Genomic DNA, 24,473 nt, shown 5'->3' with positions numbered 1-24,473 from the left:
GGGGGATGCCTGCGCAACCATCTGTGTTGGCGTTGATCAAGAAACCGCTCAGCCGACGTGGGGCGTGCGGGTGGGGCGGTCCGGTGGCCGTGCGAGGAAGGCGTCCTTCACAACGGTGAGGAACGCTCGCTTCACCGCACCGCGCCGCCCTCGGCCGGGCCGGTGGCCGGGCGTCCTCAAGGGCACCCTCGAGACATCGACCGCCCTGTTGCCGGAAGCACCAGCGCCACACACGTCGCGGGGCCGGGCGCTGTGCGCCCAGCCCCGCGAAACCGACAAGCTCAGCAGCCGGTCGAGCTGGTGATCGACGTGTTGCCGTAGTACTTGACCGCGACGCCGTTCAGTACGACCTTCTTCACCACGCCGTTGAGGCGCTGCTCGTAGTGCAGGTGCGGCCCGGTGGAACCGCCGGTGCTGCCGACCTTGCCGATGAGCGTGCCGGTGCTGACCTTCTGCCCGACCGAGACGTTGAACGAGTTCAGGTGCGCGTACAGCGTCTTCCAGCCACTCGCGTGCTTGATGACGATGTACTTGCCGTAGCTCGTGTTGCCGAGATTCTTGACGGTCTCGACGGTGCCGGCCGCGCTCGAGCGAACGTTCTTGTTGTTCGCGCCGGTGCGCTGGAAGTCGACAGAAAGCTGCGGGTTGTGGTTGGAGCGCGTGTTGGCGTTCCACACCTGGCCGCAGTCGAACGGGGTACGCAGGTTGACGGCCTGGACGCCGACGTCCGCACTCGCCGGGGCGGCCACGACCACTGACGCGGCCAGGAGAGCGGTCAACGCGGTGACCAATCGTCGGGGCATCAACGAACCTCACTTTTCGGGGGACTGCAGGGAGCGGACACCGCACCAGGGCCGCGTACAAGTCCCGTACAAATCCCCGATCGGGGACTGATGGCAGCAGGTGTGACGCCCGTAACATCCCGTACTGCAAGGCAAACAAAGGAGGTTGTCATGCGAGGTGGGTGCGGATGCGGCTGCGGCGACGACTGCGGCGGCGGCTGCTGCAACGGCAACTGCGGTTGCTGACCTACTGAACGGGTCGGCGACGCCGGCGCCGGCCCATCCACAGACGACCTTCACCCGCCCCACAGGCAACTCACAGCTTCCCGACGCATTCTCGCAGGTAGAGAGCGGGCGAGGAGGCGGAGATGGACACACAGCCAGCATGGCGCACCGCCAGCCACCAAGGCCTCCGCGAGGTGAACGCGGACGCGGTGGCCGCGGCGAACGGCGTGGTAGCACTGGCCGACGGGGTCGGCGACACGAAGACCGCGGCGCACGCGGCCCTGTCGGCGGCCACCGCGGCGGCCGGGGTGCCGGCGGTCGCGGGCCCACAGGCTGCGCTTTCCGCGGCCCACGAGGCGATCACCGAAGGCGACTGCGTTCTGGTGGTGGCCCAACCCGTCGCCGACGGCGGCTACCGCATCGGCTGGGTCGGCGACGTGCGGGCCTATGCGTGGGACGGCGACGAACTGCGCCAGCTCACCAAGGATCACACGCTGGCCCAGTACTTTCGTGACCACGGCGGGGACGTCACGCCGCGCATGGAGCACCTCGTCACCACCAGCGTGCACACGGCTGCCGCCAATCGTTACGGCGTAACGGAAACCAGCGCCACGAGCCTGGTGCTCACCACCGACGGCGTGCACAAGACACTGACCCACGAGGCGATGACGACCATCCTGCGTCATTCCTCCTGCCCGGCCGAGGAACTGGTTCACGCCGCCCACGCGGCGGGAGCGAAGGACAACGCCACGGCCGCCGTCCTCACGGGCGCCCCCAGCCCGGCCACCCCACTCCTGCCGACTGTCCCCCTCCAGTTGGCAGCGTGAGGTAGGCCGAAAAGCCGGGAAAGGCGCGTTCATGTCCCCGAGCGCGTCTTTCCCGGTTCGTCAGCTTCCCCAGTAGGCGAGGTCTTCCGCGCGCTGCTCCCAGGTCTTGGGGTCCTCGCTGTCCGGGTCGCTCGGAAACCACCGCGCCTTGCGGGCGAAGTACCTGGTCACGTCCTCGTCGGTGACGCCTTCCGCCAGTCGTGCCAGCACGGCCTCCCGGTAGGGGTGCGCGCTGGCCCGCACATACCTGAGCGTGTCCTCGACCCCGGCGACGACGAGCGCCTCGACGTCGTAGGCGATGGACGTGTCGAAGTTCGCGGTCTTGAGGTCCCACTGCCGCCAGACGTCCGCCACGAGCCGGTGCCTGGCCAGCAGGTAGCCGGCGATCTCGTACTCGTCGCTGGTGCCGGAGAACGGCGCGTTGCCGCGGCAGAGCGCTTCCTGCTCCGCGAGGAACCGGTGCAGCGGCAGGTCGTCGGCCCGCCAGTCGTACTGCATGCCCCACAGCACGAGCGCCCGTCGTCCCGCGTTGCGGTCCGTGTCGTGGCCGTCGGGGTCGGTGCCCTTGGCGTAGGCGAGGCCGGACCACACGGTGTCCTCGCGGGCCGCGGCCAACGCCGCCTGTGCGCGTTCGATCACGTGGGCAAGTATGCCGAGGCTCTGCGAGCATGTAGCCATGAACGACAAGGAGATAGCCGGCCGCATCAGCGCCCTCATCGACGAGGAGCACGCGCTGGAGCGCGCCGGTCACACCCCCGACCACGACCGCCTGAAGGCCATCGACGTCGAACTGGACACGTGCTGGGATCTTCTGCGCCAGCGCCGCGCCCGCCGCTCGGCCGGCGAGAACCCGGACGACGCACAACCCCGGTCGGAGGGCGTGGTGGAGGGCTACCTGCAGTAGCCGGTCTCGTCGCGGGTCGATCCGACACTGTTGCCCCGGCAGGCCACTGCCGGACACCCGGTGTTCAGCGCCACCGTGCAGGATCCCGCCATGGCTCAGATCTCGCGGCGCCGGTTGCTCACCACCGCCACCGCGGCAGGCGGTGCCGCCGTGGTCGGCTCACTCCTGCCGCCGTCCCTGCACGCGGCCATCGCCGACACGCCGGTCCGCAAGGGCGGGCTGCGGGCGATCGAGCACGTCATCGTGCTGATGCAGGAGAACCGGTCCTTCGACCACTACTTCGGCACGCTGCGCGGCGTGCGTGGTTTCGGCGACCACGACCCGCTGCGGCAGCCGGACGGGCGTTCGGTGTTCCGGCAGCCGGCCGGCGCCTCGGAGGTGCTGCCGTTCTCGGTGCGTGAGGCCGCCGAGTTGGCCAACCGGCCGGCGTCGGACATCCAGTACCTCGGCGACCTGCCGCACGGCTGGGCGGACGCGAGCGCCGCGTGGGCCGGTGGCTGGCACAACGGGTGGGTGGCGGCGAAGAGCGCGGCCACGATGACGCACTACGAGCGGCAGGACATCCCGCTGCAGTACGAGCTGGCGGAGACGTTCACGCTGCTCGACGCGTACCACTGCAGCATCAACGGTTCCACGAACCCCAACCGCAACTTCCTGATGACCGGCACCACCGGCTACGAGCCGGGTTCGACGGCGCGGGCGGTCACCAACGCGGCTTACTCGTACGACCACGCCGGCTACGACTGGACCACCTACCCGGAGCGGCTGCAGGCGGAAGGCGTCTCGTGGCGGATCTACCAGGAGTGGGACAACTTCACCGACAACGCGGTCGAGTACTTCCTGCCGTTCAAGGAGATCGGCCGGCGCATTCTGTCGCATGTGGACGGTAAGTACCGGACGACGGAGGAGTTCTACTACGCGTTGTTCGACATGTCCGCGGTGGACCGGGCGACCGCGCTGTCGCAGTTCGCGGCCGGCCGCGCCGCCCTGCCGCCCGCGGAGCGGGAGCTGTTCGACTTAGCCATGTACCGCAGCGAGCCGGACACGCTGGTGTCGCGGCTGAAGGCGGACATCAACGCGCGGCGGCTGCCCGCGGTGAGCTGGCTCGTGCCGACCGCCGCGCTGTCCGAGCACCCCGGCGCGTCGACGCCGGTGGGCAGCGCCAACCTGATCTACCAGGTGCTGGACGTGTTGGCGTCGGACCGGGACACCTGGTCGAAGACCGTGCTGTTCGTGAACTTCGACGAGAACGACGGCTACTTCGACCACGTGCCACCGCCCGTGCCGCCGACGTCGGCCACGGACGACTGGTACGACGGCAAACCGCTGGGCCTGGGGCCCCGGGTGCCCATGACGGTGGTGTCGCCGTGGACCGTCGGTGGGCACGTGTGCTCCGAGGTCGCCGACCACACGTCGGTACTGCGGTTCCTCGAACGGTGGACCGGGGTCGCCGAGCCGAACATCAGCGCGTGGCGGCGCGCGGCGTGCGGGGACCTGACCTCGGCGTTCGACTTCTCGGGAGACTCGCGGGCGCCATCGCTCGACCGGCCGGGCCCGGTGCCGGCACCGGTGTCCCGCTGGCGACCCGCTCCGCCAACGACACAGTCCATGCCCACGCAGGAACCCGGCCGGCGGCCGGCGCGGGCGTTGCCGTACCGGCCGTGGGTGTCGACGCGGCTCGCCGGGACGGAACTGGCGCTGACGCTGGGCGACGACGGTTCGGGATCGTGCCACTTCGCGGTGTACACCTACGGCGGGGCGACGATGGCGCCCGTGCACGTGGATGTGACGTCGCGGTCGGTGGTGCGGGTGCCCGCGTCGTTCGACGAGGTCGTGGTGTCCGGCCCCAACCGTTTCTGGTACGAGCTGTCAGGCACGTTGCCCGTGGATGTCATCTTCCGCGACGGGTCACTCGAACTCGTGAACTACGGCCGCGCCACCGTCACGCTCAGGGTTCACGCCCTGCGATATGGCAACCGGACCTCGTCAGTGCGGCTCCGGGGCGGACAACGCCGTTCACTCACGTGGGCGACCGACCATGGCTGGTATGACCTGGAAGTAACGGCACCGGACTTCCGCCGCCGCCTGACGGGCCGCGTCGAGAACGGCCACCCTGGTTTGACCGCCTGAACTGTCGGTCCTCGGGTCTACTGTGGCCGGCATGGACATGCAGGCAGTCAACCGAAAGGTGATCGAGCAGTTCCGCGCGGGCGGCGAGATCGAGGGCATGCACCGCGAGCGGCTGCTGCTGCTCACCACCACGGGAGCGCGCTCCGGCCGGCAACGCACGACGCCGATGATGTTCCACCCCAGCGGCGACCGTGTGTTCGTGATGGCGTCCAACGCGGGCGCGCGGAAACCACCGGACTGGTACTTCAACGTGCGCGCGAACCCGACGGTCGGGGTGGAGATCGGCGACGAGTCGTACACCGCGACGGCAACGGAACTCGCCGGTGAGGAGCGGGAGCGCTTATGGGCGGAAATCACGGCCCTGTACCCGTTCTTCCTTGACCACGAGCAGAAAGGCGAACGTCGGATCCCGGTGGTGGCGCTGGCACGCGCGTGACCCTGATCTGGCTGAACGGTCCCTTCGGGGGCGGCAAGACACAGACGGCACATGAGTTGTCACGTCGACTGCCGGGCAGCGTCGTCTGCGATCCGGAGCACGCCGGCTTCGGGCTGCGCAGAATGCTGCCGCCGGCGTTACGCGGCGACTTCCAGGACCTGACGTCGTGGCGGACGGCCGTCGTCGAGGTCCTGCACCTGGCGTTGCGCCAGAACCGGGGGCCGGTCATCGCCCCCATGACGGTGATAGAACCCACGTACTTCGAGGAGACAGTCGATCGATTACGCACCATGGGCCATGAGGTCCACCACTTCTCACTGCTGGCACGCAGGGAAACTGTGCTGAAACGCCTGCGCGAACGAGGTTTCGGCCACGTACTGCAGCTCCTGGCTGGTAAGGACGCCCCACTGCGCCGCGACAGCTGGGCGGTGTCCAAACTGGACATCTGTCTGGAGCGCCTACAGGACAAGCAGTTCGCCGAACACGTGTGGACGGACACCCTCCCCGTACGAGAGGTGGCCGACCACATAGCGAAGACCGTCGGTGTGACACTGCGCCCGAACAGGGACGGCCCCGTCGGCGGCTACCTCCGCCGGTCGTGGACGAGCGTGAAACACATCCGCTTCGACTGAACACGACCGAGCGTGGTGACCGCGAGGGTTCGCCGGGTCTCGCTTTTCGCGGACTGAAGGACGCTCTCACGACGTGACCGATGTCGCGAACGGCATCCTTCAGGACACCACGGCAAGAGGCGAGACCACGCGTCGCGAGGCCGCCCTGCCCCAACAGCGTGCCGCACTCCGGCTGCTTCAAAGGGTGTAGTCGTAGCGGATGAAGCCGTGGAAGGTGGCCACCTTGTCATAGAGGGCACGTGCGGTGGCGTTGTCCTCCTTGGTCTGCCAGTACAGGCGGGTGGCGCCGTGCGTGCGTGCCTCCTCGGCCACCCGTTCGATCAAGGCCCGCGCGGCGCCGTGGCCACGTGCCTTCTCGTCGACGAACAGGTCCTGGAGATAGCAGGAGTCCGCTGACCAGACCGCGGCGTGGAACAGGTAGTGCGCGATGCCGACGAGCTGACCGTCCAACCAGGCGCCGACACCGTGCAACTCCGTGCCGTTCAGTAGCCGCTGCCAGGTCTCCTCATAGCCCTCATCAGGCACGACGGTGCGGTAGAAGTCCTTGTAGCCGCGCGCCAGCACTTCCCAGGCGGCACGGTCCTCGGCACGGAGGCAACCAATCTCGATCATGGCACGTCATCCTCACACGAGGTGGCCGCGAACCTTCGCGAGATCTTGCGAAATTCGATGCAACCTTCCGCCGCCGCCGCGCCTATGAACCCGCGAAGAGCGCGGCACCGGGTCGCGCCACCCACGAGGAGGACACACAGGTGCTAGGTCGAGGGACACGGATCGGGCTGGCCGTCGCGGGCCTGGTGGTAGTCGGCGGAGCGATCACGGGAACGGCGATGGCCGCGGCGGCGGACGGGGGTTCTGGCCAGCCGCCGACCAGCCAGGCGCCGGAGCCCACGAGCTCCCAGGTCGACGAGCCGACCAGCTCACAGCCCGAGGCCACGAGCGAATCACCCAGTTCACAGCCGTTGCCGACCAGCGACGAGCCGACCAGCTCGCGGCCGGAACCGACCAGCGAACGGCCTGCGGAGCCCACCAGCAGCCAGACCGAGGAGCCGACCAGCCAGCGGCCGGAGCCGACCAGTTCGAGGGTGGACTCCCCGACGTCCAGCACGGAGCCCGCACGTAAGTGACGGTCGACATCGTGAAACGAGGTACCGGGCCGGGCTCGCCGTGGGACGACGAGTTCGCCCGGTACTTCGGCACGCGCATGCGGTCGTTGCGGCTGACCGCGTACTCGCTGTGCCATGACTGGCATCAGGCCGAGGACATCACACAGATGGCGCTGCTCAAGCTGTACCGGGTCTGGCCTCGCCTCGACCACGAGCGGGGGATCGACGCGTTCGCCCGCAAGGTCGTGGAGCGGACGTTCCTCAACGAGTACCGGCGCCCGTGGCGCGGCAAGGAGCGGCTGACCGACGCCCTGCCCGAGCTCGGCACGGCCCCGCACGGGCTCGAGGACCGGTCGCTCGTGCTGGACGCCCTGTCCGGTGTGGCGCCCAAGCAGCAGGCAGTGCTGGTGATGCGGTTCCTGCACGACATGAGCGTCGAGGAGACCGCCGAGGAGCTCGGCCTGTCGACGGGGACCGTGAAGAGTCAGAGCGCACGCGGCCTGGCCACGCTCCGCAAACGGCTAGGCCCGCACTTCACCGCGATCGCGGCGGCGGCCACGGTGGCGGCGATCATCGCGATCATCCTCGGTCTTGGCGGGTCCGCGACGCCGCCCCAGCCGGTCGAACCGGCCGTGCCCTCGGAGACGACGAACCCGAGGCCGACCAGCGACTCCTTGTCCGAGCCGACGAGCAGCAGCACCAGCGAGCCATCGAGCGCCAGCACCAGCGAGCCTCCCTCGAGTCACACCGCCGCGACACCCGACGGTCCGGTGACCCCCTAGCCGCGTTCCACGCCGGGCGTCCTCGGCAGCTCCGGGCTGTCCGTGTCGAGCGGCACGTGCGGCCCGCGGACCAGGCCCAGCTGTACGGACTGGCGCCCCAACACGGCGTCGAGTAGCCAGTCGACGGCCGTGCGGACGCGGTTGCCCGGCATGGCCGCCAGGTGGTAGCCGCGCGTGACCACCTTCGCGGGGAAGCCGGACAGCGGGATCCGCAGCGGGTTGGCCGCGGCCTGGGTGCCGCCGAGGTCGACGACGAAGCCAAGGTCGTGGTGCTTGTACGGGCGCAGCGGCTCACCGGTCAGCGACGCGAGGACGTTGCGGCCCGCGAGCTTGCCCTGGCGTGACGCGTGCTGCGCGGTCATCGTGGTCAGCTGGCCGGGGCGGGTCAGGTCGGGCACGGCCGCCGCGTCGCCGCAGGCGAAGATCTCTGGATGGCCGGGCACGACCAGCGTCGGGTCGGTGACCAACCGGCCCTTCCGCGTCTCCAGCCCCGTGTCCTCGACCAGCGGGTCCGGCCGGACGCCGACGCACCACACCAGCGTGCGGGTCGGCACGAAGTCACCGCTCTTGAGCCGCACACCGCCGGAGGTGGCCTCCGCGACGGAGTCACCCATGCGGACCTCGACCCCACGGTCACGCAACACCTTGTCCGCTGTGCGGGACAGGCGCGGGTGCAACTCGGGCAGCACCTTCGGCGCGATGTCGAGCAGCAGCCAGCGGATTCGCTGCCCGCGCAGCTCGGGGTGCCGGGCCGCGACGGCCGAGGTGAACAGCGGGCCCTGCGCGGTGACCTCCGTGCCCGTGTAGCCGGCCCCGACCACCACGAACGTGCAGCGCGCGTCGCGTTCGCCCTGGTCGTCTGTGGCGGCGGCCAGCTCGATCTGGCGGATGACGTGGTCGCGCAGGTACAGCGCCTCCGGCACGCCCCGGAAGCCGTGCGCGTGCTCGGTGACCCCGGGGATGGGCAGGAGCTTGTTGACGCTGCCGGCGGCGAGCACCAGCCGGTCGTAGTCGAGGGTGTGTTCGCCGCCCTCCGGGTCGGTGTAGCCGACCTTCCTGCCGTCGATGTCGAGCGTGTGCACCGTGCCGAGCGCGAGCCGGACGCCCTTCAACGCGGCCGGCAGTGACACGGTCACCCGGCGCGGGTCGACGACGGCGGCCGCGACCTCGGGCAGCAGCGGCAGGTAGAGGAAGTAGTCGGTCGGGTTCACCAGGACGATCTCGGTGTCGCGACCGGCTTTCCGCACCGCCTTGCGCAGTGAGCGGGCCGCCTCGAACCCGGCGAACCCACCTCCGACGATCACAACTCGGTTCGAACCCATGCGGCCAGCGTTACCCGACCGGACGGGGGCGAAACTAGTAGGTCTGCCACGTCCCCCTGGCGGGTCGCTCCCCGACACCCCTGCGGGTGTAATCGCACACGCCGGTCGGGAAAGCCTGACGCAGCAACGTTTTCTCGGCCGCGGTGAACGTCACCGGGTAGGCGCGGAAGTCCAGTGGCTTGAGGCGGCACTTGACCGTCTTCATGCCGAGTTTCGCGCCCGCGACCAGGCGGGGGTTGGCCGCGACCGGGTACAGCTGACCGCAGCGGCCGCTCGACGGGTAGGTCAGCGGCTCGACGATCCGCTCAGTGGCCGAGACGAAGCAGCCGTCCGCGAGGTCGGCTGGCTTGTTCGCGATCACCTTCGCCGCGCGGTCGCGCCGGGAGGTGTCGTCGCCGATGGCCGTCAGCCAGCGGTCCATCGCGTCCAGCTGGTACGCGGCCGCGGCGCCGGCCTGCGCGGGGTCCGCGGACGACGCGATGATCACCTGGTTGGCGGACGTCCCGTTGGCGGTGCGCAGGCGGTCGCGCATCACGAACGACATCTCCGCGGTGTGGATGTCCGCGATCGGGATGCGGTCCAGGTAGGTGCGCTGGTCGATGATCGGCGTGTGCCGCAGGCCGAGCCCCGCGCTGTTGACCAGGTCGGCGGCGTAGGCGGCGGCGAGCGCGCGCGGGTCGGCGGAGGTGCGGGTCGGCACGGGGCGGCCCGCGAAGTCGTAACCGCCGATACCGGCGTTCAGTGCGGCGAACTGAGCGGGTGTGATCTGACCGGACTCCAGCGCGGCCAGGCCGTACTGGACGCCGACGTTGTCCAGCACCGCCCGCACGAACCCGTTCCTCGGGTCGTGGCCGAGCTGGTTCACCCACTGTTCGGCCGCGCTGCACCGCAGCCCGTCCGGATTGGTCACCGGGTCCCACCGGATCTCGACCGGGATGATCGGCTCGCAGCTGCCCGTCGCCGTCGTGCGGCTGAGGAACGTCACGCCCCACGACACGCACGTGCTGTACGAGACGTAACCGGACACGGCACGTCGCTGCTCCGCGGTGAAACCCCCGCGAGTGAAGAACGCGTTGAGCAGTCCGCAGTCGGTGACCGGGCCGGTGACCGTCAGCGGGTCGGGGTAGGAGATGCCGGGGATGATCCCGTCGAGGATGCCCGGGTAGGCGTCCGCGATGTCGTACTGCTGGATCGCGCCGCCGGAGCCGCCCCAGCCGATGGTGTGCCTGGCCGGGCCGTAGGTCTCCAGGAAGTGTTCCTTGACCATCATCGCCGCCTCGGCGGAGATGATGGGGCTGCAGTTGTTGTCCAGCACGTTGAGCGAGGACGACGCGACGGCGTACCCCTGCGACAGGAAGAGGTCCTCCAGCACGTTCGCCGCGGTGCCGCCCTGCCGGTAGCCGCTGTTGCAGCCGCCGCCGAAGTGGTAGACGAGCCGTCCGTTCCAGCCGGTCTCGGGCGCGACCGGTGACGGGTCGGTCCCGTCGGACAGCGCCGCCAGCTGGTACACGGCCCGGTCGATCACGCCGGTCTCCACCCGCACGACGTACGGCACGGTTCGGCCCTGCACGGTCGCGGTCGCGAGGTCGGCCGGCGTGGTGGCGGGCAGTGGTTTGAACGTGCCGGCCGTCGACCGGTACACGAATCGCACCACGGTCGGCGCCTCGCAGAGCGGCTGCTGGGCCGGCGCGAGGCCGAAAGCCTCGGTCTGGCAGAAGAACGGGAGCTGTTGCCGGCCGGAGAACACCGGGCCGGAGCGCGGGTGGTTCACCACGCGCGCGTGCGCGTGCCGGTTCCTGGCCGCCGACGCGCTGATCGTGTTGGTCCCGTCGCGCAGGCCACGCACCACGCCGAGCAGCGATCCGTCCGGCTGCGCCGTGAAGCTCGACGTGACGTCGAGCCCGTTGCGCCGCACCCTCACCCGGTCGCCGTTCGCGACCCGGACGAGAACGTCGCCGCCGCTGACGAACTCCGGTCGGGTGTTGGATTCGACCGTGACCGTGAGGTCGTGCCTCGGGTCGGCGGATATCACCCCCGGCATGGTCAGCGCGGTGGTGAGCAGGACCGTGGCGACGACGGAGGCGCGGGTCACGAGGAAATCGTAAGACGAGGGACAACCGCCATCTGGAGTCGTGATAGTTTGATATCGAACTATCAATGATCGAACTAGGAGGCGGATCGTGCGTACTCTCATCCAGGGCGTGCGGGTCTTCACCGGGGAAGAGGCCCTGCCCGGTGCCGACGTCCTGATCGAGGACGGCCGGATTGGCACGCCCGACGGCGGCCGGGTGGACGAGACGGTGCCCGGCGCCGGCCGCACGCTGCTGCCGGGGCTGATCGACGCCCATGTGCACGTGAGCGACGGCAGCCTCGAGCAGGCGCTGTCGTACGGGGTCACCACCGAGCTGGACATGTTCTGCCTGCCCGACAACCTGGCCAGGCAGCGGCGGCTCGCGGCGGACCGGCACGACGTGGCCGACCTGCGCAGCTCGGGCGTGCTGGCCACCGCGCCGGGCGGTCACCCGAGCCAGATCATGGCCAACGTGCCACCCGAGCTGGGCGGCGAGTTCGACACGGTCGCCGGTCCCGGCGACGCGGCGGCGTTCGTGGCGGCCCGGGTCGCCGAGGGCGTCGACTATCTGAAGGTGGTCATCGACCACGGAACCACGGCAGGCGCCGACCTCCCGGTGCTCACCCCGGACACGGTCGCGGCGCTGACCGAAGCCGCCCACGCCGCGGGCCTGAGGGTGATCGCGCACGCGGCGAGCGCGGCGGACACGAAGATCGCGCTGGACGCGGGTGTCGACGGGCTCGCACACGTACCGTTCGACGCGGCCCCCGAGGAAGCGACGGACCTGGTGGCCCGCTGCGCGGCGGAGAACGTGTTCGTGGTCAGCACGCTCGTCTACGTGGAGTGGCTGTCGAGCGGCCAGGCCAACCCGGCGCAGACCGCGACACCACTACACCTCGACGACGCGATGACGATCACGGGCATGCTCGCCGGGGCCGGCGTCCGCCTGCTGGCCGGCACGGACGCGAACCTGTGGCATCCCCAGCACGGGGTCAGCCTGCACCGGGAGCTGGAACTACTGGTGCAGGCGGGCCTGACACCCACGCAAGCACTGGCGGCGGCCACGAGCATTCCGGCGGCCACGTTCGACCTGACGGACCGCGGCCGCATCGCCCCGGGCCTACGTGCCGACCTGCTGTTGGTGGAGGGCGACCCCACGACCGACATCACGGCGACCGCGGCCATCGCGGCCGTATGGCGCGGCGGCACACGCCTGACGCTGCCGCACGGACGTCCCGAAGTGCAAGTGGGGCCGAAGTAGCGCTCGGAGTCCCGAGACGGTCGGGCCAGCTCGTTGGTGGTCCATGTCTCGGGGGGTGCCCTTGAGGACGCTGAACGTCCGGAGGGTGACCTTCAGGACATCCGGGAACCGGCCACCGGGTCGAACCGCCCGAGAAGCGGGCTTCTGCCCGCCATCGGACCGCACTATCGCGAACCACCACACAGGTTCAACGCCCCGACATGGCCTGAGCCTCCGGACGTGCCCGACCTCGTCGGCCGTGACCATGCCGTCGCCGCGATCACCCACGTCCTCACCACCCCCGGTGCCCGGCTGGGGCTGGTCGACGGCGGCGCTGGCGTGGTGAGAGCCGTTTCATGATCAACGCCAACACAGGTGGTTGCGTAGGCATCCCCCACCCATACCCGGGGGGCCACCCCGAGGCCATCGCACCAACCGACACCGACAAAACCCCAGGTCGCGAGCCCCTGTGGACAACTTTCGCTGGCCAGTCCGAGCGAAAGGGGCACTCGTGCGGTGTCAGTCCTCGAGCAGTGTGACCAGTAGTTTGCGCAGCGACTCGGCTGTGGCGGTTCGTTCCTCCTCGGTGAGTGCTTCGGTCAGTTTGGCCAGGTTCGTCGCGTGGTTGGTCATGGCCGCGTCGATGACCTCGTGGCCGGCGGGTGTGAGGGTGATGCGGAAACTGCGGCGGTCGGCCTGGTCGAGTGTGCGTTCGACCAGGCCGGCGGCCTCCAGGCGGTCGAGGCGGTTGGTCATGCCGGCCCGCGACATCATCAGCGTCGCCGACAGTTCGGACGGGATCAGCGTGTACGGCGGGCCGGACCGGCGCAGTGCGGACAGCACGTCGAACTCGCCCTGCCGTAACCCGTGTCCGGCGAACGACTTCTCCGCGCGACCCTCCAGCACCCTGGCCAGCACCGCGATCCGCCCTGCCACGCCCATCGGGGTCAGGTCGAGGTCGGGACGCTCGCGGCGCCACTGATCGAGGATCACGTCGATCGGGTCCATGGTCCCCACCCTATGGATGCGCGGCGCGTTCGATGTGACGGCGGCGCTTGTGCCACCTTGTGAGCGTGAACGTCATGATCGGGTGGCAGCTCGCCGCGGTACTCGTCCTGCTGATCGTGGCCGCGGCCGTGGTCGTCGGGGTCGGTCGGATCGGGTCGTGGCGGGCCGTGGTCACCGCCGCGGTGCGGGCGGTGGGCCAGCTTGCCGTCGTCAGCCTCGTCATCGTGCTCGTGCTGCGGAGCGGCTGGTTGACGGCCGCGTTCGTGCTTTTCATGTTCGGGGTTGCGACGTGGACGTCCGCGCGGCGCATCACCAAGGCACGGCAGGGGCGCTGGGCGGCGGTCTCGATCGCCGGCGGGGTCGCGCCCATTTTCGCGTTGCTGCTGGCCACGCGGGTGGTGCCGATGGCACCGGTGGCCATCATCCCGATCGCCGGCATCCTCATCGGCGGCGCGATGACCGCGACCTCCCTCGCCGGCCGGCGGGCGCTCGACGAGCTGACCGCGCGGCGCGGCGAGTACGAGGCCGCTCTGGCGCTGGGGTTCACCGACCAGGACGCGGCCCGCCTCATCGTGCGGCCGACCGCCGGTCAGGCGCTCGTGCCCGCGCTCGACCAGACCCGCACGGTCGGGCTGGTCACGCTGCCCGGCACGTTCGTCGGCATCCTGCTCGGCGGCGGCTCCCCGATACAGGCGGGCGCGACGCAGCTCCTGGTCCTCATCGCGCTGCTGGCGATCGAGGGCATCGCCGTGCTCGTCACCGTTGAGCTGGTGGCAGGCCAGAAGCTCGTACGGCCATGAGGGTGTCGAAGTCCGCGAACTCGGAGGCCAGTTGGGCGCCGGTGAAGTTGCCGACCCAGCCATCGTCGTCGTGGAAGAACCGGATCGCGACGTAGTCCGGGCGGGTGCCCATGTCGAACCAGTGGGTGGTGTTCGCCGGCACGCTCAGCAGGTCGCCGGCCTCGCACAGGACCGCGAATACCTTGCCGTGGATGTGCAGGTAGAACACGCCAGCGCCCCGCGCGAAGAACCGGTCCTCGTCGTCGTCGTGGGTGTGTTCGGACAGGAACTTCCGCCGTGCCTCGGCCGCCTTCTCCCGCCACTCGTCGGTGTCCTCCGGGGTCATGTGCAGCGCGTCGACCAGGATGTAGCCCTCGTTCTCCACCACCCTGGACACGTACGGCTCGTACGCGGCGAGCACCTCCTCGGAGGTCGGCTTCGCCGGCAGGTCCTCCACCACCGGCCACCGCTCGAACCGAACGCCGAGCTGCTTCAGCTCGTCCGCGATGACCTCCGCGTCGTCGGTCCGCTTCAGCACGGTGTCCGGCTCGTCGTCGGCCCACACAGTCAGAAGTGTCATGACGTTCCCCTTCCCGCTCCTTCGAGTATGAACCGCAGCAGCCACTCCAGGCACTCCAGCCGGTGGCGGGCCTGCCGCAGGTCCGCGCCCCACACGTAGATCCCGTGCCGCGCCACGATCAGCGCCGGCGTGTCGGCCCGGTAGCCGCGTTCGAACGCGTCGCCAAGCACCCGCATGTCCTGTCCGTTCTGGATGACCGGGATCGTGACGAGGTCGTCGTGGGCGAGCCGGCCGAAGCCCTTCAGCATCTCCAGGTCACAGAGCTGGACCCCGTCCGGCCAGCGCTCGGCCGCCAGCACCGGGGCCAGCGCGTGAACGTGCACGACCGCCCCCGCACCCGAGACGGCCGCGATCCGCGCGTGCAACCCCGCCTCCGCCGACGGGTTGCCGCCGTCGACCGGCTCGCCGTGCTCGTCGATCTCCACATGGTCGACATCGGTCAGCTCGCCCTTGTCGAGACCACTGGCCGTGACCGCCAGCCGCAGCGGGTCCCGGCCCAGCACCACCGACAGGTTGCCGGACGTGCCCCGCATCCAGCCCATGGCGGTATAGCGGACCGCTTCGTCGGCGAGCTGCTGCCCTGGGCTCACAGTGAGACCTCGTCGAACGAGCCAATCTTCCGGTGCTGGCCGAAGTCGGCGTCGCCGAACGGCTCGCCTTTTCGTGCCACGCCAACGGTTTGCCAGCCGGCGGCACCGGCCGCGTCCAGCTCGGCCGGCACGTCGGAGAAGAACACGACCCGCGCCGGGTCGGCGTCCAGCGCGGCGGCAATGGCCCGGTAGGACGGTTCCTCCCGCTTCGGGCCCGCGTTGACCGTGTCGAAGTGCTTGCTGAACAACGGGGTCAGGTCGCCGTCCGTGGTGCGGGAGAACGACGCGATCTGCCCGGCGACCGACCCGGAGGAGAACACGGCGAGCCGCCGCCCGTCCGCGTGCCACTGCCGCAGCTTCGGCGCCACGTCCGGGAAGAACTCGGTGGTGAGGTCACCGTCGGCGTAGCCCTTCTCCCAGATCAGGCCCTGCAACGTCTTGAGCGGCGCGATCTTCTGGTCGGCGTTCATCCAGCCGTGCAGGACCGCGACCACCTCGTCCGTGCTCGCGGCCTCGGGCAGGTCGCCGAGCTTCTTGGTCTCCGCCACGGCATCCCGAACCACCGGGTCGTCGCCGTGCGCGTCGATCCACGGGCCGAGCCGGGGCCGGGCGTAGTCGTACAGCACCACGTGCACCTGGCTGGTCGCGGTGAGCGTGCCCTCGATGTCGAGGACCACCCAGTCGGCAGTCACGAAACCTCCCGGTAGTAGTCGGCGAGCAGCAGCGGGTCGAACGGGCCGCGGTCGGTGACCACGGTGGTCACGAACCGCGGCGGGGTGATGTCGAAGGCCGGGTACAGGCCGCGGATGCCGGGACGGTCCAGGATCTCCGTGCCGTCGCGGTACTCGATCGGCACGTCCGCCGCGGTCGGGGCGAGCCGGTCGGGCGCCTGGACCATCGCGTGGAACGGCACGCCGAACGCGTTCGCCGCGACCGCGAGCCCGAGCGTGCCGATCTTGTTGATCACGTGCCCGTCCATGGTGACCCGGTCGGCGGCGGTGACGAGCGCGTCCACCTTTCCGCTGGACAAAACGGCCGCGCCCATGCCGTCGGTGATCACGGTGGTGTCGGCGCCCATCTCCGCCAGCGTCTCGGCGGTCAGCCGCGCGCCCTGCAGGTACGGGCGGGTCTCGGTGCAGATGAACGCGAGCTCCTTGTCGGCGGCGGCCCGCACCAGCTCGACCAGGTACAGGTCGGCCCAGCAGTGGGTGAGCACGGTCGCCTTGTCCGGCAGCAACTCGGCGGTGTGCCGGCCCAGCGCGGCGCTGCGGGACCGGTACCGCTCGTCACCGGCCCGCGCTCCTTCGAGGGCGGCCGCGACCAGTGCGTCACCGGCCTGACCGTCCACATGGGACAGCACGGCGTGGACGGCCTTGCGCAGGTGGTTGTTGGTGCGCCGGGTGTCGATCAGCCGCGCGCCGGCTCGTTCGAGGTGGGCGCGGGCCTCCTCGGGGCCGAGCGAGGAGGCTTCGCGCGCGGCGAGCACCATGCCCCACAGCGCGGCGAAGTACGGGCCGGAGGACTGGGTGACCATGTCCTCGATGGCCTTCGCGACGTCCTCGACTCCTCCGCAGCGCACCCACACGCGTTGAGCCGGGAACACGCGGCGGTCCAGGATCTCGACGCCGTCGTCGGTGAGCCGGACGCTGTCGGCGAGGACCGGGGTCATCACGTGTACCCCGTGAAGGGCGGCCGCTCCCCGGTGAGGAAGTGCGCGCCGACCTCGCGCGCCTTGTAGACGACCGGGTCGTGCAGGGTGAGCGTGCGTGCGTTGCGCCAGAAGCGGTCGAGCGCGTACTTGTTGGCCGTGCCTCGAGCGCCGACGAACTCGAACACCTTCGACGTCGTCTCGTTCACCGCGCGGGTCGCGACCACCTTGGCGGCGGAGATCGTCACGGCCGCCTCGGCGCGGTCGGCCTCGGTCAGGTCGTCGCCCCGGTCGAACGCCTCACCGAGCGCGCGGGCCGCGTCGTCGGTCAGCGCGCCCGCGGCCCGGACCTGTGCGACGAGTTCGCCGTAGCCGGCCAGGACGTGCGGGTCGTCGACCGCGTTGTCCACTCCGGACAGGAACCACGGCCGGGTGCGGTGCCGGGTGTAGTCGGCGGCCTCGATGAGCGCGCCTTCCGCGATGCCGACGTAGATCTGGGTGAGGAACAGCTGGAACGCGATGGGGGCGAGGGAAAGGCGCGGGGACTGCTGCTCCGGTTGTGGCCCGAGCACGTCGTCGGCGGGCAGGAACGCGTCGGCGAACTCGACGCCGCCGCTCGAGGTCAGCCGCTGGCCGATGTTGTCCCAGTCGCGGAGGTAGGTGATGCCGGGTGCCCTCGCGTCGAGGACGAACGTCAGCTTCTCCGCGTTGTCGGTGCGGGTGGCGCTGACGACGAGCCGGTCAGCGACGGCGGTGCCGGTGGCGAAGGTCTTGCGGCCGTTGAGGTGGAACCCGCCGTCGACCGGTGTCAGCTCCAGCGCCGCGTCGAGCGGGTTGCTGACGCCGGCCCAGAAGTGGTTGCCGGCCACCGTTTCCTGCCAGAGCCGGGTGACGAGGTCGGGGCGGTCGAACAGCTCGCCCCGCCACAGCTGCAGGTAGTGGTAGCCGAGGAGGTGCCCGACGTTGGCGTCGGCGGCCGACACGATGCGGGTGACGGCGTTGGCGGTGAGCCAGCTCTCGCCTGCGCCGCCGTGCTCGGCCGGAATGAGGAGGGTGAGGAGCCCGGACTCCTTGAGCAGCCCGACCTCGTGCTCCGGCTCGGCGCCGGCGAGGTCCCGCGCGGCCGCGTCGGAACGGAGGGCGTCGACGAGCTTGTCCGCTTTCTCCTGCGAGTTCATGTCAGCGCCACCAATGCGTCGAGGGCGACCGCGCTCCCCCGCGCCACCGCCTCGACGACGACCTGGCGGTGCGGGTTGTACGAGGTCGGGTCGGTGTTGTCGACGGTAGCGTTCCCGTCGATGACGAGCACCCCGCCGGCGCGCAGACCGTTGAGTCCCGCGAACACGAGCAGGGTGGCGAGCTCCATCTCGATGGCGATCACGCCGGCCGCGATGTAGTCCCGCATCGGCAGTTCCCGCACCATCGGGCTGAACGCGGCGCGTGTCCAGACCACGCCCCGGTGGGCCCGCGCCTGGTGGACGGTGGCGGCGGCGGTCAGCGCGAGAACCGCCTCGGCCGTGGCGGACGCCGGGTACTCGGGGTGCACGAGCTGTTGGGTGACACCGTCGTCGCGAACCGCGGCCTCGGCGATGACGAGGTCCCCGTCGGCGATGTCCGCGCGCAGAGCGCCCGCGGTGCCGAACCGGAGGAACGTGTGCACGCCGGCGGCGGCGAGTTCCTGGAACTGGCAGAGCGCCCCCGGCCCACCGACCCCGTGGGAGGACACGACGACCGGCGTGCCGTGCCAGTTGCCCTGGTAGCTGCGGTACTCCCGGTTCTGTCCGATGAGGACGGCGTCGCTGAGCAGGTTCGCGACGGCCGTGGCCCGTTCGGGATCGCCGACGACCAGTGCGTGTCCTGGCAGCCCCGTTCGGGGGATCTTGGTGATGGGCAGGGTCATGTGCTGCTCTCCCTGGTTCTGCGGATCCGCGCGCTGGAGACGAACAACGCGACGAGGGTGACGACGTACGGGGCGGCGTCGGTGGCCTGCTGGGGCAATCCGATGCCCTGCAGCCGAAACCCGAACGCCTCGGCGAGCCCGAAGAGCACGGCGGCGGCGAGCACCCCGTAGGGCAGGGCCCGCCCGAGCATGACGGCGACGACCGCGATCCACCCCCGGCCGGCGGTCATGTTCTCGGAGAAGAGGGTGACGTTGCCGAGGGCCAGCTGCGCGCCGGCGAGCCCGCAGAGCGCGCCGCCGGTCAGGATCACGCCGTACCGGTAGCGGGTGACGCTGACCCCGAGGCTGGCGGCGGCGTCCGGTCGTTCGCCGACCCCGCGCAGGCGCAGGCCCCACGGGTGCCGGTAGAGCAGGACCGCGAGCGCCGGCACCGCGAGCCAGGACAGGTAGACGAGCAGGGAATGCCCGGACAGGACCGGGATGCCGCCGAGATCGAGGTCGGGTAGTCCCTGGAGCGCGGGGTCGCTGAACGTGCCTCGGGTGCCGAACACGGTCCGGATGAGGAAGGACGTGAGCCCGACGGCGAGCAGGTTGATGGCCACCCCGAGCACGATGGCGTCCCCGCCGAGCGAGACGTGCCCGACGGCAAGGATGAGCGAGTAGGCGGTCCCGGCCACGACGGCGAGAAGCACCCCGAGCCACACACTGCCGGTGTACCAACTACCGGCGACCCCGGCGAAGGCCCCAACGAGCATGGTCCCTTCAAGGGAGATGTTGAACACCCCGGCGCGCTGACAGAGCGCCCCGGCAAGCGCGGCAAAGAGAATCGGCGTGAGCGCCCCGAGCGCGGAGGAAAACAGCGCGGCATCAACCATCGCGAGTCTCGCTTCCGGCCCCCGCGAGTCGCGCGTTCAGCCCCCGCGAGTCGCGCGTTCGGCCCCTGCGAGTTGCGTTTTCGGGAACACCCCCCATGGGACAGCCACCCTTGAGGGCTGCTGGCACTGTCATGCCGGGCTCCTCCTCTTGCGGAGCAGGCCGGTCGCCGCGGCCAGGAAGATGATCAGTACGGCCTGGAGCACCGCGGTCAGCTCTCTCGGGACCTGTGTCGCCCGTTCCATGGCGAAGCCGCCGCTGGTCAGTGCGGCGAAGAACACCGCGGCCGCGAGCGTGCCCAGTGGGTTCGCCGTCGCGAGCAGCGCGGCCAGCAGGCCGATCCACGTGTACTGCGGCGTGATCAGCGCACCGTCGATGAACCGGTACGGGAAGCCCAGCACCACCACCGCGCCGACCAGGCCTGCCAGTCCGCCGGAGCACGCGAGCAGCCGGACCGTCAACCCGGGCCGGTCGATGCCCGCGTACCGCGCGAACCTCGGCCCCCATCCCGTGACCTTTGCCTCGAAGCCCGCCGGGGTCCGCGCGTCGACCACCGCGAAGACCGCGACCGCCGCCACGATCAGGAACACCCCCACCGTGACCGAGCCCATCGCCGGCAGCCGCACGTCCGGTGGCAGCTGCTCGCTCTGCGGCAGGCTCGACCCCGCGTCCCGCATGGGGAAGCGCACCAGGTACGCCGCGAACGACATCGCCGGGTAGCTGAGCAGCAGCGTCGTCACCAGAAGTGGGACGCCCAAACGGGTCTCGCACACGGCGGCGGCCGTCGCGTACAGCGCGCCTGCCAGCACGCCGGCGAGAAGTGCCGCCACCAGGCCGAGCGGGCCCGGCACGTGCAGCCCGACGGCCACCGCGCTGATCGCGCCCAGCACCAGCTGGCCCTCGCCGCCGAGGTTGACCATGCCGGCCCGCAAGGGAATCGCGAGCGCGGTGGCCATGCCGACCACCGGCACGGCGTAGGCGAGCGTGTCCTGGATTCCGTCCGGGCCGAACGCGCCGGTCACGATCGCCCAGTACGCGTCCAGTGGGTTCGCGCCGGTCGCGGCCAGTAACACCGCGCCGAGCACCAGCGCACCCACAAGGGTGAGAGCCACAGTCCTCACGACGTCACCCCGGCCATGGCCAAGCCGAGCGCCTCATACGTGGCCTCCTCCTTGGTGAACGACGCGACGACCCGCCCCTCGTACATCACGAGCACCCGGTCGGCCAGCGCGCGGATCTCCGACAGCTCCGCCGACACCAGCAGCACCGCGTGCCCGGCGTCGCGGTATGCCACGAGTCGCTGGTGGATCTGCACGACCGCACCGATGTCAACGCCGCGCGTCGGCTGCTCGACCAGCAGGACCGGCGCGTCGTGTGCCAGCTCGCGGCCGAGGATCGCCTTCTGCTGGTTCCCGCCGGACAGCGTGCGCATCGGCACCGTCTCGCTCGCGGCCCGCACCCCGTGCTCGGCGACGATCGCCGACCCGTGCGCGCGGATCGCCTGTCGCCGCAGGAAACCACGTCGTGCGAGCCGCCGCTGGAAACCGACCGCCAGGTTGTCGGCGAGCGTGGCGCCGGGTGCGCTGCCGACCTCCGCCCGGTCCTCGGGGACGTGCGCGAGACCCGCCGCACGCCGCTCACGCACCCCGAACCCGCCGACGTCCCGGCCCGCGACCGTCACGGTGCCGGCGTCGAGCTGGCGGAGACCGGCGATGGCGGCGACCAGCTCGGTCTGCCCGTTGCCAGCCACACCAGCGATGCCGACGACCTCACCGGCCCTGACCTCGAGAGCCACGTCGTCGAGCCCGGGATGTCCGCGCATGACGAGTCCCTGTGCGGACAGCAGGACCTCGCCAGGAGTCCCGACCGGATAGACCTTGTCCAGCTCGACATCACGTCCGGTCATCGCGGCCGCCAGCGCGGCACGGTCCGTGTCGGCCGTCGCACAGGTCAGTGTCACCCGACCATCGCGCAGGACGGTCACGTTGTCGCTCAACGCGAGGACCTCGTGCAGCTTGTGCGACACGAACAGGATCGTGCGCCCCTCGGCGGCCAACCCGCGCAGCACGTCGAACAGCCGGTCGGTCTCCGCCGGCGTGAGGACCGCGGTCGGCTCGTCGAGGATGAGGACACGGGCCTCCCGGTACAGCAGCTTCAGGATCTCGACCTGCTGCCGCACCCCGACCGGCAGGTCACCCACCCGATCAGTGGGCCGCAGTCGCAGACCGTGACGTTCGATCAGTCCGGCGACGGCCGCGCGGGCCGCCCGCCGGTCGATCAGCCCGCGCCGCGTCGGCTCGGCGCCGAAGATCACGTTGTCGGTGACCGACAGCGTGTCGAACAGCGCGAACCCCTGCTGCACCATGCCGATCCCGGCGTCGATCGCGTCGGCGGCCGAGCCGAAGGACACCGGCCGCCCGTCGACCTCGACCGTTCCATCGTCCGGCTGCGACAGTCCATAGAGGATCGACATGAGCGTCGACTTGCCGGCGCCGTTCTCCCCCATGAGCGCGTGGATCTCGCCGGGGGCGGCGGTGAGGTCGACGTGGTCGTTGGCGAGCACTCCGGGGAACCGCTTGACGATTCCCCGGAGTGCCGTGCCGCCCCCCTCAGGCCGCGGCGGGGTCATCGATCGCGATGGTGCCCGAGGTGATCTCGTCCCGCAGCTTCTCCACCTGGGCAAGGACGTCCGCGTGGTCCGCGATCACGCACTTCGACGCGGCGACGTCCGGTTGCAGGCCGGTCAGCGAGATGCCGTCCTCCTTGACCCCGTAGGAGCGGGTCTCGCCGCGCTTGCCGTCGAGGATGGCGGTGACGCCGTCGGCGATCACCACGTCGGTGCGCTTGATCACGTTGTCGACCACGACACCCGGGCTCGCCGGGCACTGGTTGGCGTCGACGCCGAACGCGAAGATCCCGTGCTCCTTGGCCGCCTCGAACACACCGAGGTTGCCGGACGCGGACGCGGCGCCCATCACGTAGTCCACGCCCTGGCCGGCGAGCGTCGCGGTCAACTCCTTGGCACGGCCCGGGTCGTTGAACGGGTTGGCGCCGCCGATGAACAGCGGGGACAGTGTGGCGTCCGCCCTGACCTTCTGCGCGCCGAGTCCGAACGGATCGGAGTAGCGGTGGAACTGCGGGGCGTCGACGGCCACGACCGCGCCGACCTTGCCGGTCTTCGTGAGCAAACCGGCTTCGGCGCCGGCGAGGTAGACGCCCTCGTACTCGCGGAACACCGCGCAGGTGACGTTGGGGTACGGCTTCTCCGTGCACGAGTCGACGAACAGGAACTGCTGGTCAGGGTGCTGCTCGGCCTGCTGCGCGAGCACGTCGGCGAAGTTGAACCCGACGGCGACGATCACGTCAGGCTTGTCCCGGACCGCGGCCGCGACGTTCTGCTGTATGGATGCGGGATCCGTGCTCTGGTAAACGTTCTGTGTGCCTTCGTGCGCGGCAGCCGCGTCCTCGACGCCTTTCACGGCGAGCTTGAGGAAGTCGTTGACGCCGACCGGGTTGGGCGTGACCAACACGATCGACGGCCCGTCGCCGTTCCCGCCGTTCCCGCCGTTCGACGGCGAGTTCGCCGCCGCGTTGCACCCGGCCGCACCCACCCCGGCGGCAAGTAGCAAGATCGTCACGCGCGCCTTCATGCGCACCACCCCTTTTGTGTGTCACCCGACCGGAGCAACCGTATGTGCGGCGCTCAGCATTTGACCACGCTGCCCACCAGTTGGGATGCCGTTCACTGGCGGGTCGGTCGAGGTTCGCTGAAGGGAGGTGTCGCACGTGGGCCGTCACCCATTGGAATGTCTTCAGGTTTGGCCAGTTCCTGCCGAGGGAATGGTGGGCAAACCTCAACGACGAGGAGGGACCGTATGGCAACCGAGGCCGTACCCAGAACCGTGCCGAGACCCTTGCCGGGGCCGCGGGTCACCGCACCCACCCCGGACATCCGACCACGCGCCGGCCACGAGTTGCTCGTGGGGGTGGAAAAGGTACTCGATCGGCTGAGGGACACCGACAGCGCCCCGAACGCCCAGTCCCTGGCCGACGACCTCCGCACCGCGCTGGCGCGCACCGCGGCCCTCGGTGACAGCTGCCGGGTCCGGCCCCAGTGCGACGGTGTCCGGCTCGCTGCGGACCTCCTGCTGGCCGACGAAGTCGTGGACGCGCACGCCATCCTGATCCGCATGCAGTCCGAACTCGCCGACCGCCAGCGCCGCTGAACGCCGTCCCGGCCACACCTCCTCGCCCCAACCGCCACACAAGGTCGAGCCCGGCCCGTGCTCTCACGCGGACCGGGCTCACCCATTCACCCGCCGGCCGGCGCCTCACCCCCGGGCTTCACCCCCTGCCGCCCGCGGTTCACCTCTCGGAGCGCCAGCGAGATCGGCACTCCCTGCGGAACTTCGCCGGCCTGGGCGCACGAAAGTCCCATTCGCTCGGACTCGTCGACGAAAGTTGTCCACAGGGGCCCGCGACCTGGGGTTTTGTCGGTGTGGCTTGGTACGATGGCCTCGGGGTGGCCCCCCGGGTATGGGTGGGGGATGCCTGCGCAACCATCTGTGTTGGCGTTGATCATGAAAACGGTCTCGGGTGATGTCGCGGGCCATGCGGCGCAGTGTTGGGGCGATGTTG

General features: G+C 70.4%; 25 protein-coding genes and 1 pseudogene. 9 read left to right on the top strand and 17 right to left on the bottom strand.

The window, feature by feature from the left end; genetic code table 11:
* Window positions 1–281: 281 nt before the first annotated feature.
* Entirely contained in the window at window positions 282–803 is a 522-nt protein-coding gene (locus VF106_RS46255) for a M23 family metallopeptidase (protein ID WP_330846453.1), read from the bottom strand.
* A 347-nt stretch (window positions 804–1,150) separates the two neighbouring features.
* Between VF106_RS46255 and VF106_RS46250 the strand changes: the two genes are divergently transcribed.
* Window positions 1,151–1,834 (top strand): PP2C family protein-serine/threonine phosphatase, encoded by a 684-nt coding sequence (locus VF106_RS46250; protein WP_330846452.1) that lies wholly within the window; start codon window positions 1,151–1,153, stop codon window positions 1,832–1,834.
* A 60-nt stretch (window positions 1,835–1,894) separates the two neighbouring features.
* Here the strand turns inward: VF106_RS46250 and VF106_RS46245 are convergent, their stop codons facing one another.
* Complete coding sequence (locus VF106_RS46245) at window positions 1,895–2,473, bottom strand: hypothetical protein (RefSeq protein ID WP_330846451.1); 579 nt, start codon at window positions 2,471–2,473, stop codon at window positions 1,895–1,897.
* A gap of 37 nt (window positions 2,474–2,510) precedes the next feature.
* Here VF106_RS46245 and VF106_RS46240 point away from each other — a divergent pair, with 37 nt between their 5' ends.
* The 4 genes from VF106_RS46240 (at window position 2,511) to VF106_RS46225 (ending at window position 5,936) form a co-directional block, all read left to right on the top strand.
* Window positions 2,511–2,738 (top strand): DUF2630 family protein, encoded by a 228-nt coding sequence (locus VF106_RS46240; protein ID WP_330846450.1) that lies wholly within the window; start codon window positions 2,511–2,513, stop codon window positions 2,736–2,738.
* Between the two features lie 90 nt (window positions 2,739–2,828).
* On the top strand, window positions 2,829–4,868 hold the full coding sequence (locus VF106_RS46235) for a phosphocholine-specific phospholipase C (protein WP_330846449.1): 2,040 nt from the start codon (window positions 2,829–2,831) through the stop codon (window positions 4,866–4,868).
* A 31-nt stretch (window positions 4,869–4,899) separates the two neighbouring features.
* Window positions 4,900–5,304, top strand: a complete 405-nt coding sequence (locus VF106_RS46230; RefSeq protein WP_330846448.1) for a nitroreductase/quinone reductase family protein — start codon at window positions 4,900–4,902, stop codon at window positions 5,302–5,304.
* On the top strand, window positions 5,301–5,936 hold the full coding sequence (locus VF106_RS46225) for an AAA family ATPase (RefSeq protein WP_330846447.1): 636 nt from the start codon (window positions 5,301–5,303) through the stop codon (window positions 5,934–5,936). The genes VF106_RS46230 and VF106_RS46225 overlap by 4 nt, the downstream gene beginning before the upstream one ends.
* Window positions 5,937–6,113: 177 nt before the next feature.
* Here the strand turns inward: VF106_RS46225 and VF106_RS46220 are convergent, their stop codons facing one another.
* Together VF106_RS46220 and VF106_RS46215 are read right to left on the bottom strand one after the other, a co-directional pair.
* Window positions 6,114–6,548, bottom strand: a complete 435-nt coding sequence (locus VF106_RS46220; RefSeq protein WP_330846446.1) for a GNAT family N-acetyltransferase — start codon at window positions 6,546–6,548, stop codon at window positions 6,114–6,116.
* Between the two features lie 82 nt (window positions 6,549–6,630).
* Window positions 6,631–7,044: a hypothetical protein gene (locus VF106_RS46215; protein ID WP_330846445.1), complete on the bottom strand. Its 414-nt coding sequence runs from the start codon at window positions 7,042–7,044 to the stop codon at window positions 6,631–6,633.
* A 96-nt stretch (window positions 7,045–7,140) separates the two neighbouring features.
* On the opposite strand from VF106_RS46215, the pseudogene VF106_RS46210 reads away from it, so the two are divergent.
* Window positions 7,141–7,590, top strand: a pseudogene (locus tag VF106_RS46210) (sigma-70 family RNA polymerase sigma factor); the annotation flags it as partial.
* A 230-nt stretch (window positions 7,591–7,820) separates the two neighbouring features.
* Here VF106_RS46210 and VF106_RS46205 read toward each other — a convergent pair.
* The gene (locus tag VF106_RS46205; RefSeq protein ID WP_330846443.1) at window positions 7,821–9,146 is read right to left on the bottom strand and encodes an NAD(P)/FAD-dependent oxidoreductase; all 1,326 of its coding nucleotides are present in this window, start codon (window positions 9,144–9,146) and stop codon (window positions 7,821–7,823) included.
* Window positions 9,147–9,180: 34 nt separating this feature from the next.
* Window positions 9,181–11,238, bottom strand: coding sequence for a DUF6351 family protein (locus VF106_RS46200; protein ID WP_330846442.1), 2,058 nt, complete (start codon window positions 11,236–11,238; stop codon window positions 9,181–9,183).
* Between the two features lie 88 nt (window positions 11,239–11,326).
* On the opposite strand from VF106_RS46200, the gene VF106_RS46195 reads away from it, so the two are divergent.
* Window positions 11,327–12,478 carry an amidohydrolase family protein gene (locus VF106_RS46195; RefSeq protein ID WP_330846441.1) on the top strand — a complete coding sequence of 384 codons (1,152 nt, stop codon included), beginning with the start codon at window positions 11,327–11,329 and terminating at the stop codon, window positions 12,476–12,478.
* Window positions 12,479–12,976: 498 nt separating this feature from the next.
* Here VF106_RS46195 and VF106_RS46190 read toward each other — a convergent pair whose 3' ends face one another.
* The gene (locus VF106_RS46190; RefSeq protein ID WP_330846440.1) at window positions 12,977–13,465 is read right to left on the bottom strand and encodes a MarR family winged helix-turn-helix transcriptional regulator; all 489 of its coding nucleotides are present in this window, start codon (window positions 13,463–13,465) and stop codon (window positions 12,977–12,979) included.
* Window positions 13,466–13,539: 74 nt separating this feature from the next.
* On the opposite strand from VF106_RS46190, the gene VF106_RS46185 reads away from it, so the two are divergent.
* Window positions 13,540–14,265 (top strand): ABC transporter permease, encoded by a 726-nt coding sequence (locus VF106_RS46185; RefSeq protein ID WP_330846669.1) that lies wholly within the window; start codon window positions 13,540–13,542, stop codon window positions 14,263–14,265.
* On the opposite strand, the gene VF106_RS46180 is transcribed toward VF106_RS46185, so the two are convergent.
* The 10 genes from VF106_RS46180 to VF106_RS46135 form a co-directional block, all read right to left on the bottom strand.
* Window positions 14,222–14,824 carry a 1,2-dihydroxy-3-keto-5-methylthiopentene dioxygenase gene (locus VF106_RS46180; protein WP_330846439.1) on the bottom strand — a complete coding sequence of 201 codons (603 nt, stop codon included), beginning with the start codon at window positions 14,822–14,824 and terminating at the stop codon, window positions 14,222–14,224. The genes VF106_RS46185 and VF106_RS46180 overlap by 44 nt on opposite strands.
* Window positions 14,821–15,414, bottom strand: a complete 594-nt coding sequence (gene mtnB / locus VF106_RS46175; RefSeq protein WP_330846438.1) for a methylthioribulose 1-phosphate dehydratase — start codon at window positions 15,412–15,414, stop codon at window positions 14,821–14,823. Before mtnB ends, VF106_RS46180 begins: the two co-directional genes overlap by 4 nt.
* Window positions 15,411–16,106, bottom strand: a complete 696-nt coding sequence (gene mtnC, locus VF106_RS46170; protein ID WP_330846437.1) for an acireductone synthase — start codon at window positions 16,104–16,106, stop codon at window positions 15,411–15,413. Before mtnC ends, mtnB begins: the two co-directional genes overlap by 4 nt.
* Window positions 16,103–17,083: a translation initiation factor eIF-2B alpha/beta/delta subunit family protein gene (locus VF106_RS46165; RefSeq protein ID WP_330846436.1), complete on the bottom strand. Its 981-nt coding sequence runs from the start codon at window positions 17,081–17,083 to the stop codon at window positions 16,103–16,105. Before VF106_RS46165 ends, mtnC begins: the two co-directional genes overlap by 4 nt.
* Entirely contained in the window at window positions 17,083–18,240 is a 1,158-nt protein-coding gene (locus tag VF106_RS46160; protein ID WP_330846435.1) for an acyl-CoA dehydrogenase family protein, read from the bottom strand. The genes VF106_RS46165 and VF106_RS46160 overlap by 1 nt, the downstream gene beginning before the upstream one ends.
* Window positions 18,237–18,962 (bottom strand): phosphorylase family protein, encoded by a 726-nt coding sequence (locus VF106_RS46155; protein WP_330846434.1) that lies wholly within the window; start codon window positions 18,960–18,962, stop codon window positions 18,237–18,239. Before VF106_RS46155 ends, VF106_RS46160 begins: the two co-directional genes overlap by 4 nt.
* A complete protein-coding gene (locus tag VF106_RS46150) occupies window positions 18,959–19,837 on the bottom strand; it encodes an ABC transporter permease (RefSeq protein ID WP_330846433.1) in 879 nt (292 codons plus the stop codon). Before VF106_RS46150 ends, VF106_RS46155 begins: the two co-directional genes overlap by 4 nt.
* Before the next feature lie 129 nt (window positions 19,838–19,966).
* Window positions 19,967–20,956 (bottom strand): ABC transporter permease, encoded by a 990-nt coding sequence (locus VF106_RS46145; RefSeq protein WP_330846432.1) that lies wholly within the window; start codon window positions 20,954–20,956, stop codon window positions 19,967–19,969.
* Entirely contained in the window at window positions 20,953–22,464 is a 1,512-nt protein-coding gene (locus VF106_RS46140; RefSeq protein WP_330846431.1) for an ABC transporter ATP-binding protein, read from the bottom strand. Before VF106_RS46140 ends, VF106_RS46145 begins: the two co-directional genes overlap by 4 nt.
* The gene (locus tag VF106_RS46135) at window positions 22,445–23,485 is read right to left on the bottom strand and encodes a BMP family ABC transporter substrate-binding protein (protein WP_330846430.1); all 1,041 of its coding nucleotides are present in this window, start codon (window positions 23,483–23,485) and stop codon (window positions 22,445–22,447) included. Before VF106_RS46135 ends, VF106_RS46140 begins: the two co-directional genes overlap by 20 nt.
* 225 nt (window positions 23,486–23,710) lie before the next feature.
* Here VF106_RS46135 and VF106_RS46130 point away from each other — a divergent pair, with 225 nt between their 5' ends.
* Window positions 23,711–24,061, top strand: a complete 351-nt coding sequence (locus VF106_RS46130) for a hypothetical protein (protein ID WP_330846429.1) — start codon at window positions 23,711–23,713, stop codon at window positions 24,059–24,061.
* The last annotated feature ends 412 nt before the right edge of the window (window positions 24,062–24,473 follow it).

The sequence above is a fragment of the Actinophytocola sp. genome, assembly GCF_036378875.1.
GTDB lineage: Bacteria > Actinomycetota > Actinomycetes > Mycobacteriales > Pseudonocardiaceae > Actinophytocola.
The sequence above is the reverse complement of the archived record's forward strand: the minus strand, read 5'-3'. Positions and strand labels throughout refer to the sequence as shown.

Excerpts from the sequence above, each read along its gene's own strand:
- VF106_RS46255 (WP_330846453.1), bottom strand. The coding sequence starts at position 803 with ATGCCCCGACGATTGGTCACCGCGTTGACCGCTCTCCTGGCCGCGTCA.
- VF106_RS46220 (WP_330846446.1), bottom strand. The coding sequence starts at position 6,548 with ATGATCGAGATTGGTTGCCTCCGTGCCGAGGACCGTGCCGCCTGGGAA.
- VF106_RS46165 (WP_330846436.1), bottom strand. The coding sequence starts at position 17,083 with ATGACCCCGGTCCTCGCCGACAGCGTCCGGCTCACCGACGACGGCGTC.
- VF106_RS46230 (WP_330846448.1), top strand. The coding sequence starts at position 4,900 with ATGGACATGCAGGCAGTCAACCGAAAGGTGATCGAGCAGTTCCGCGCG.
- VF106_RS46190 (WP_330846440.1), bottom strand. The coding sequence starts at position 13,465 with ATGGACCCGATCGACGTGATCCTCGATCAGTGGCGCCGCGAGCGTCCC.
- VF106_RS46205 (WP_330846443.1), bottom strand. The coding sequence starts at position 9,146 with ATGGGTTCGAACCGAGTTGTGATCGTCGGAGGTGGGTTCGCCGGGTTC.
- VF106_RS46150 (WP_330846433.1), bottom strand. The coding sequence starts at position 19,837 with ATGGTTGATGCCGCGCTGTTTTCCTCCGCGCTCGGGGCGCTCACGCCG.
- VF106_RS46250 (WP_330846452.1), top strand. The coding sequence starts at position 1,151 with ATGGACACACAGCCAGCATGGCGCACCGCCAGCCACCAAGGCCTCCGC.
- VF106_RS46160 (WP_330846435.1), bottom strand. The coding sequence starts at position 18,240 with ATGAACTCGCAGGAGAAAGCGGACAAGCTCGTCGACGCCCTCCGTTCC.
- VF106_RS46135 (WP_330846430.1), bottom strand. The coding sequence starts at position 23,485 with ATGAAGGCGCGCGTGACGATCTTGCTACTTGCCGCCGGGGTGGGTGCG.
- VF106_RS46140 (WP_330846431.1), bottom strand. The coding sequence starts at position 22,464 with ATGACCCCGCCGCGGCCTGAGGGGGGCGGCACGGCACTCCGGGGAATC.
- VF106_RS46130 (WP_330846429.1), top strand. The coding sequence starts at position 23,711 with ATGGCAACCGAGGCCGTACCCAGAACCGTGCCGAGACCCTTGCCGGGG.
- VF106_RS46180 (WP_330846439.1), bottom strand. The coding sequence starts at position 14,824 with ATGACACTTCTGACTGTGTGGGCCGACGACGAGCCGGACACCGTGCTG.
- VF106_RS46155 (WP_330846434.1), bottom strand. The coding sequence starts at position 18,962 with ATGACCCTGCCCATCACCAAGATCCCCCGAACGGGGCTGCCAGGACAC.
- VF106_RS46235 (WP_330846449.1), top strand. The coding sequence starts at position 2,829 with ATGGCTCAGATCTCGCGGCGCCGGTTGCTCACCACCGCCACCGCGGCA.
- VF106_RS46185 (WP_330846669.1), top strand. The coding sequence starts at position 13,540 with ATGATCGGGTGGCAGCTCGCCGCGGTACTCGTCCTGCTGATCGTGGCC.
- VF106_RS46240 (WP_330846450.1), top strand. The coding sequence starts at position 2,511 with ATGAACGACAAGGAGATAGCCGGCCGCATCAGCGCCCTCATCGACGAG.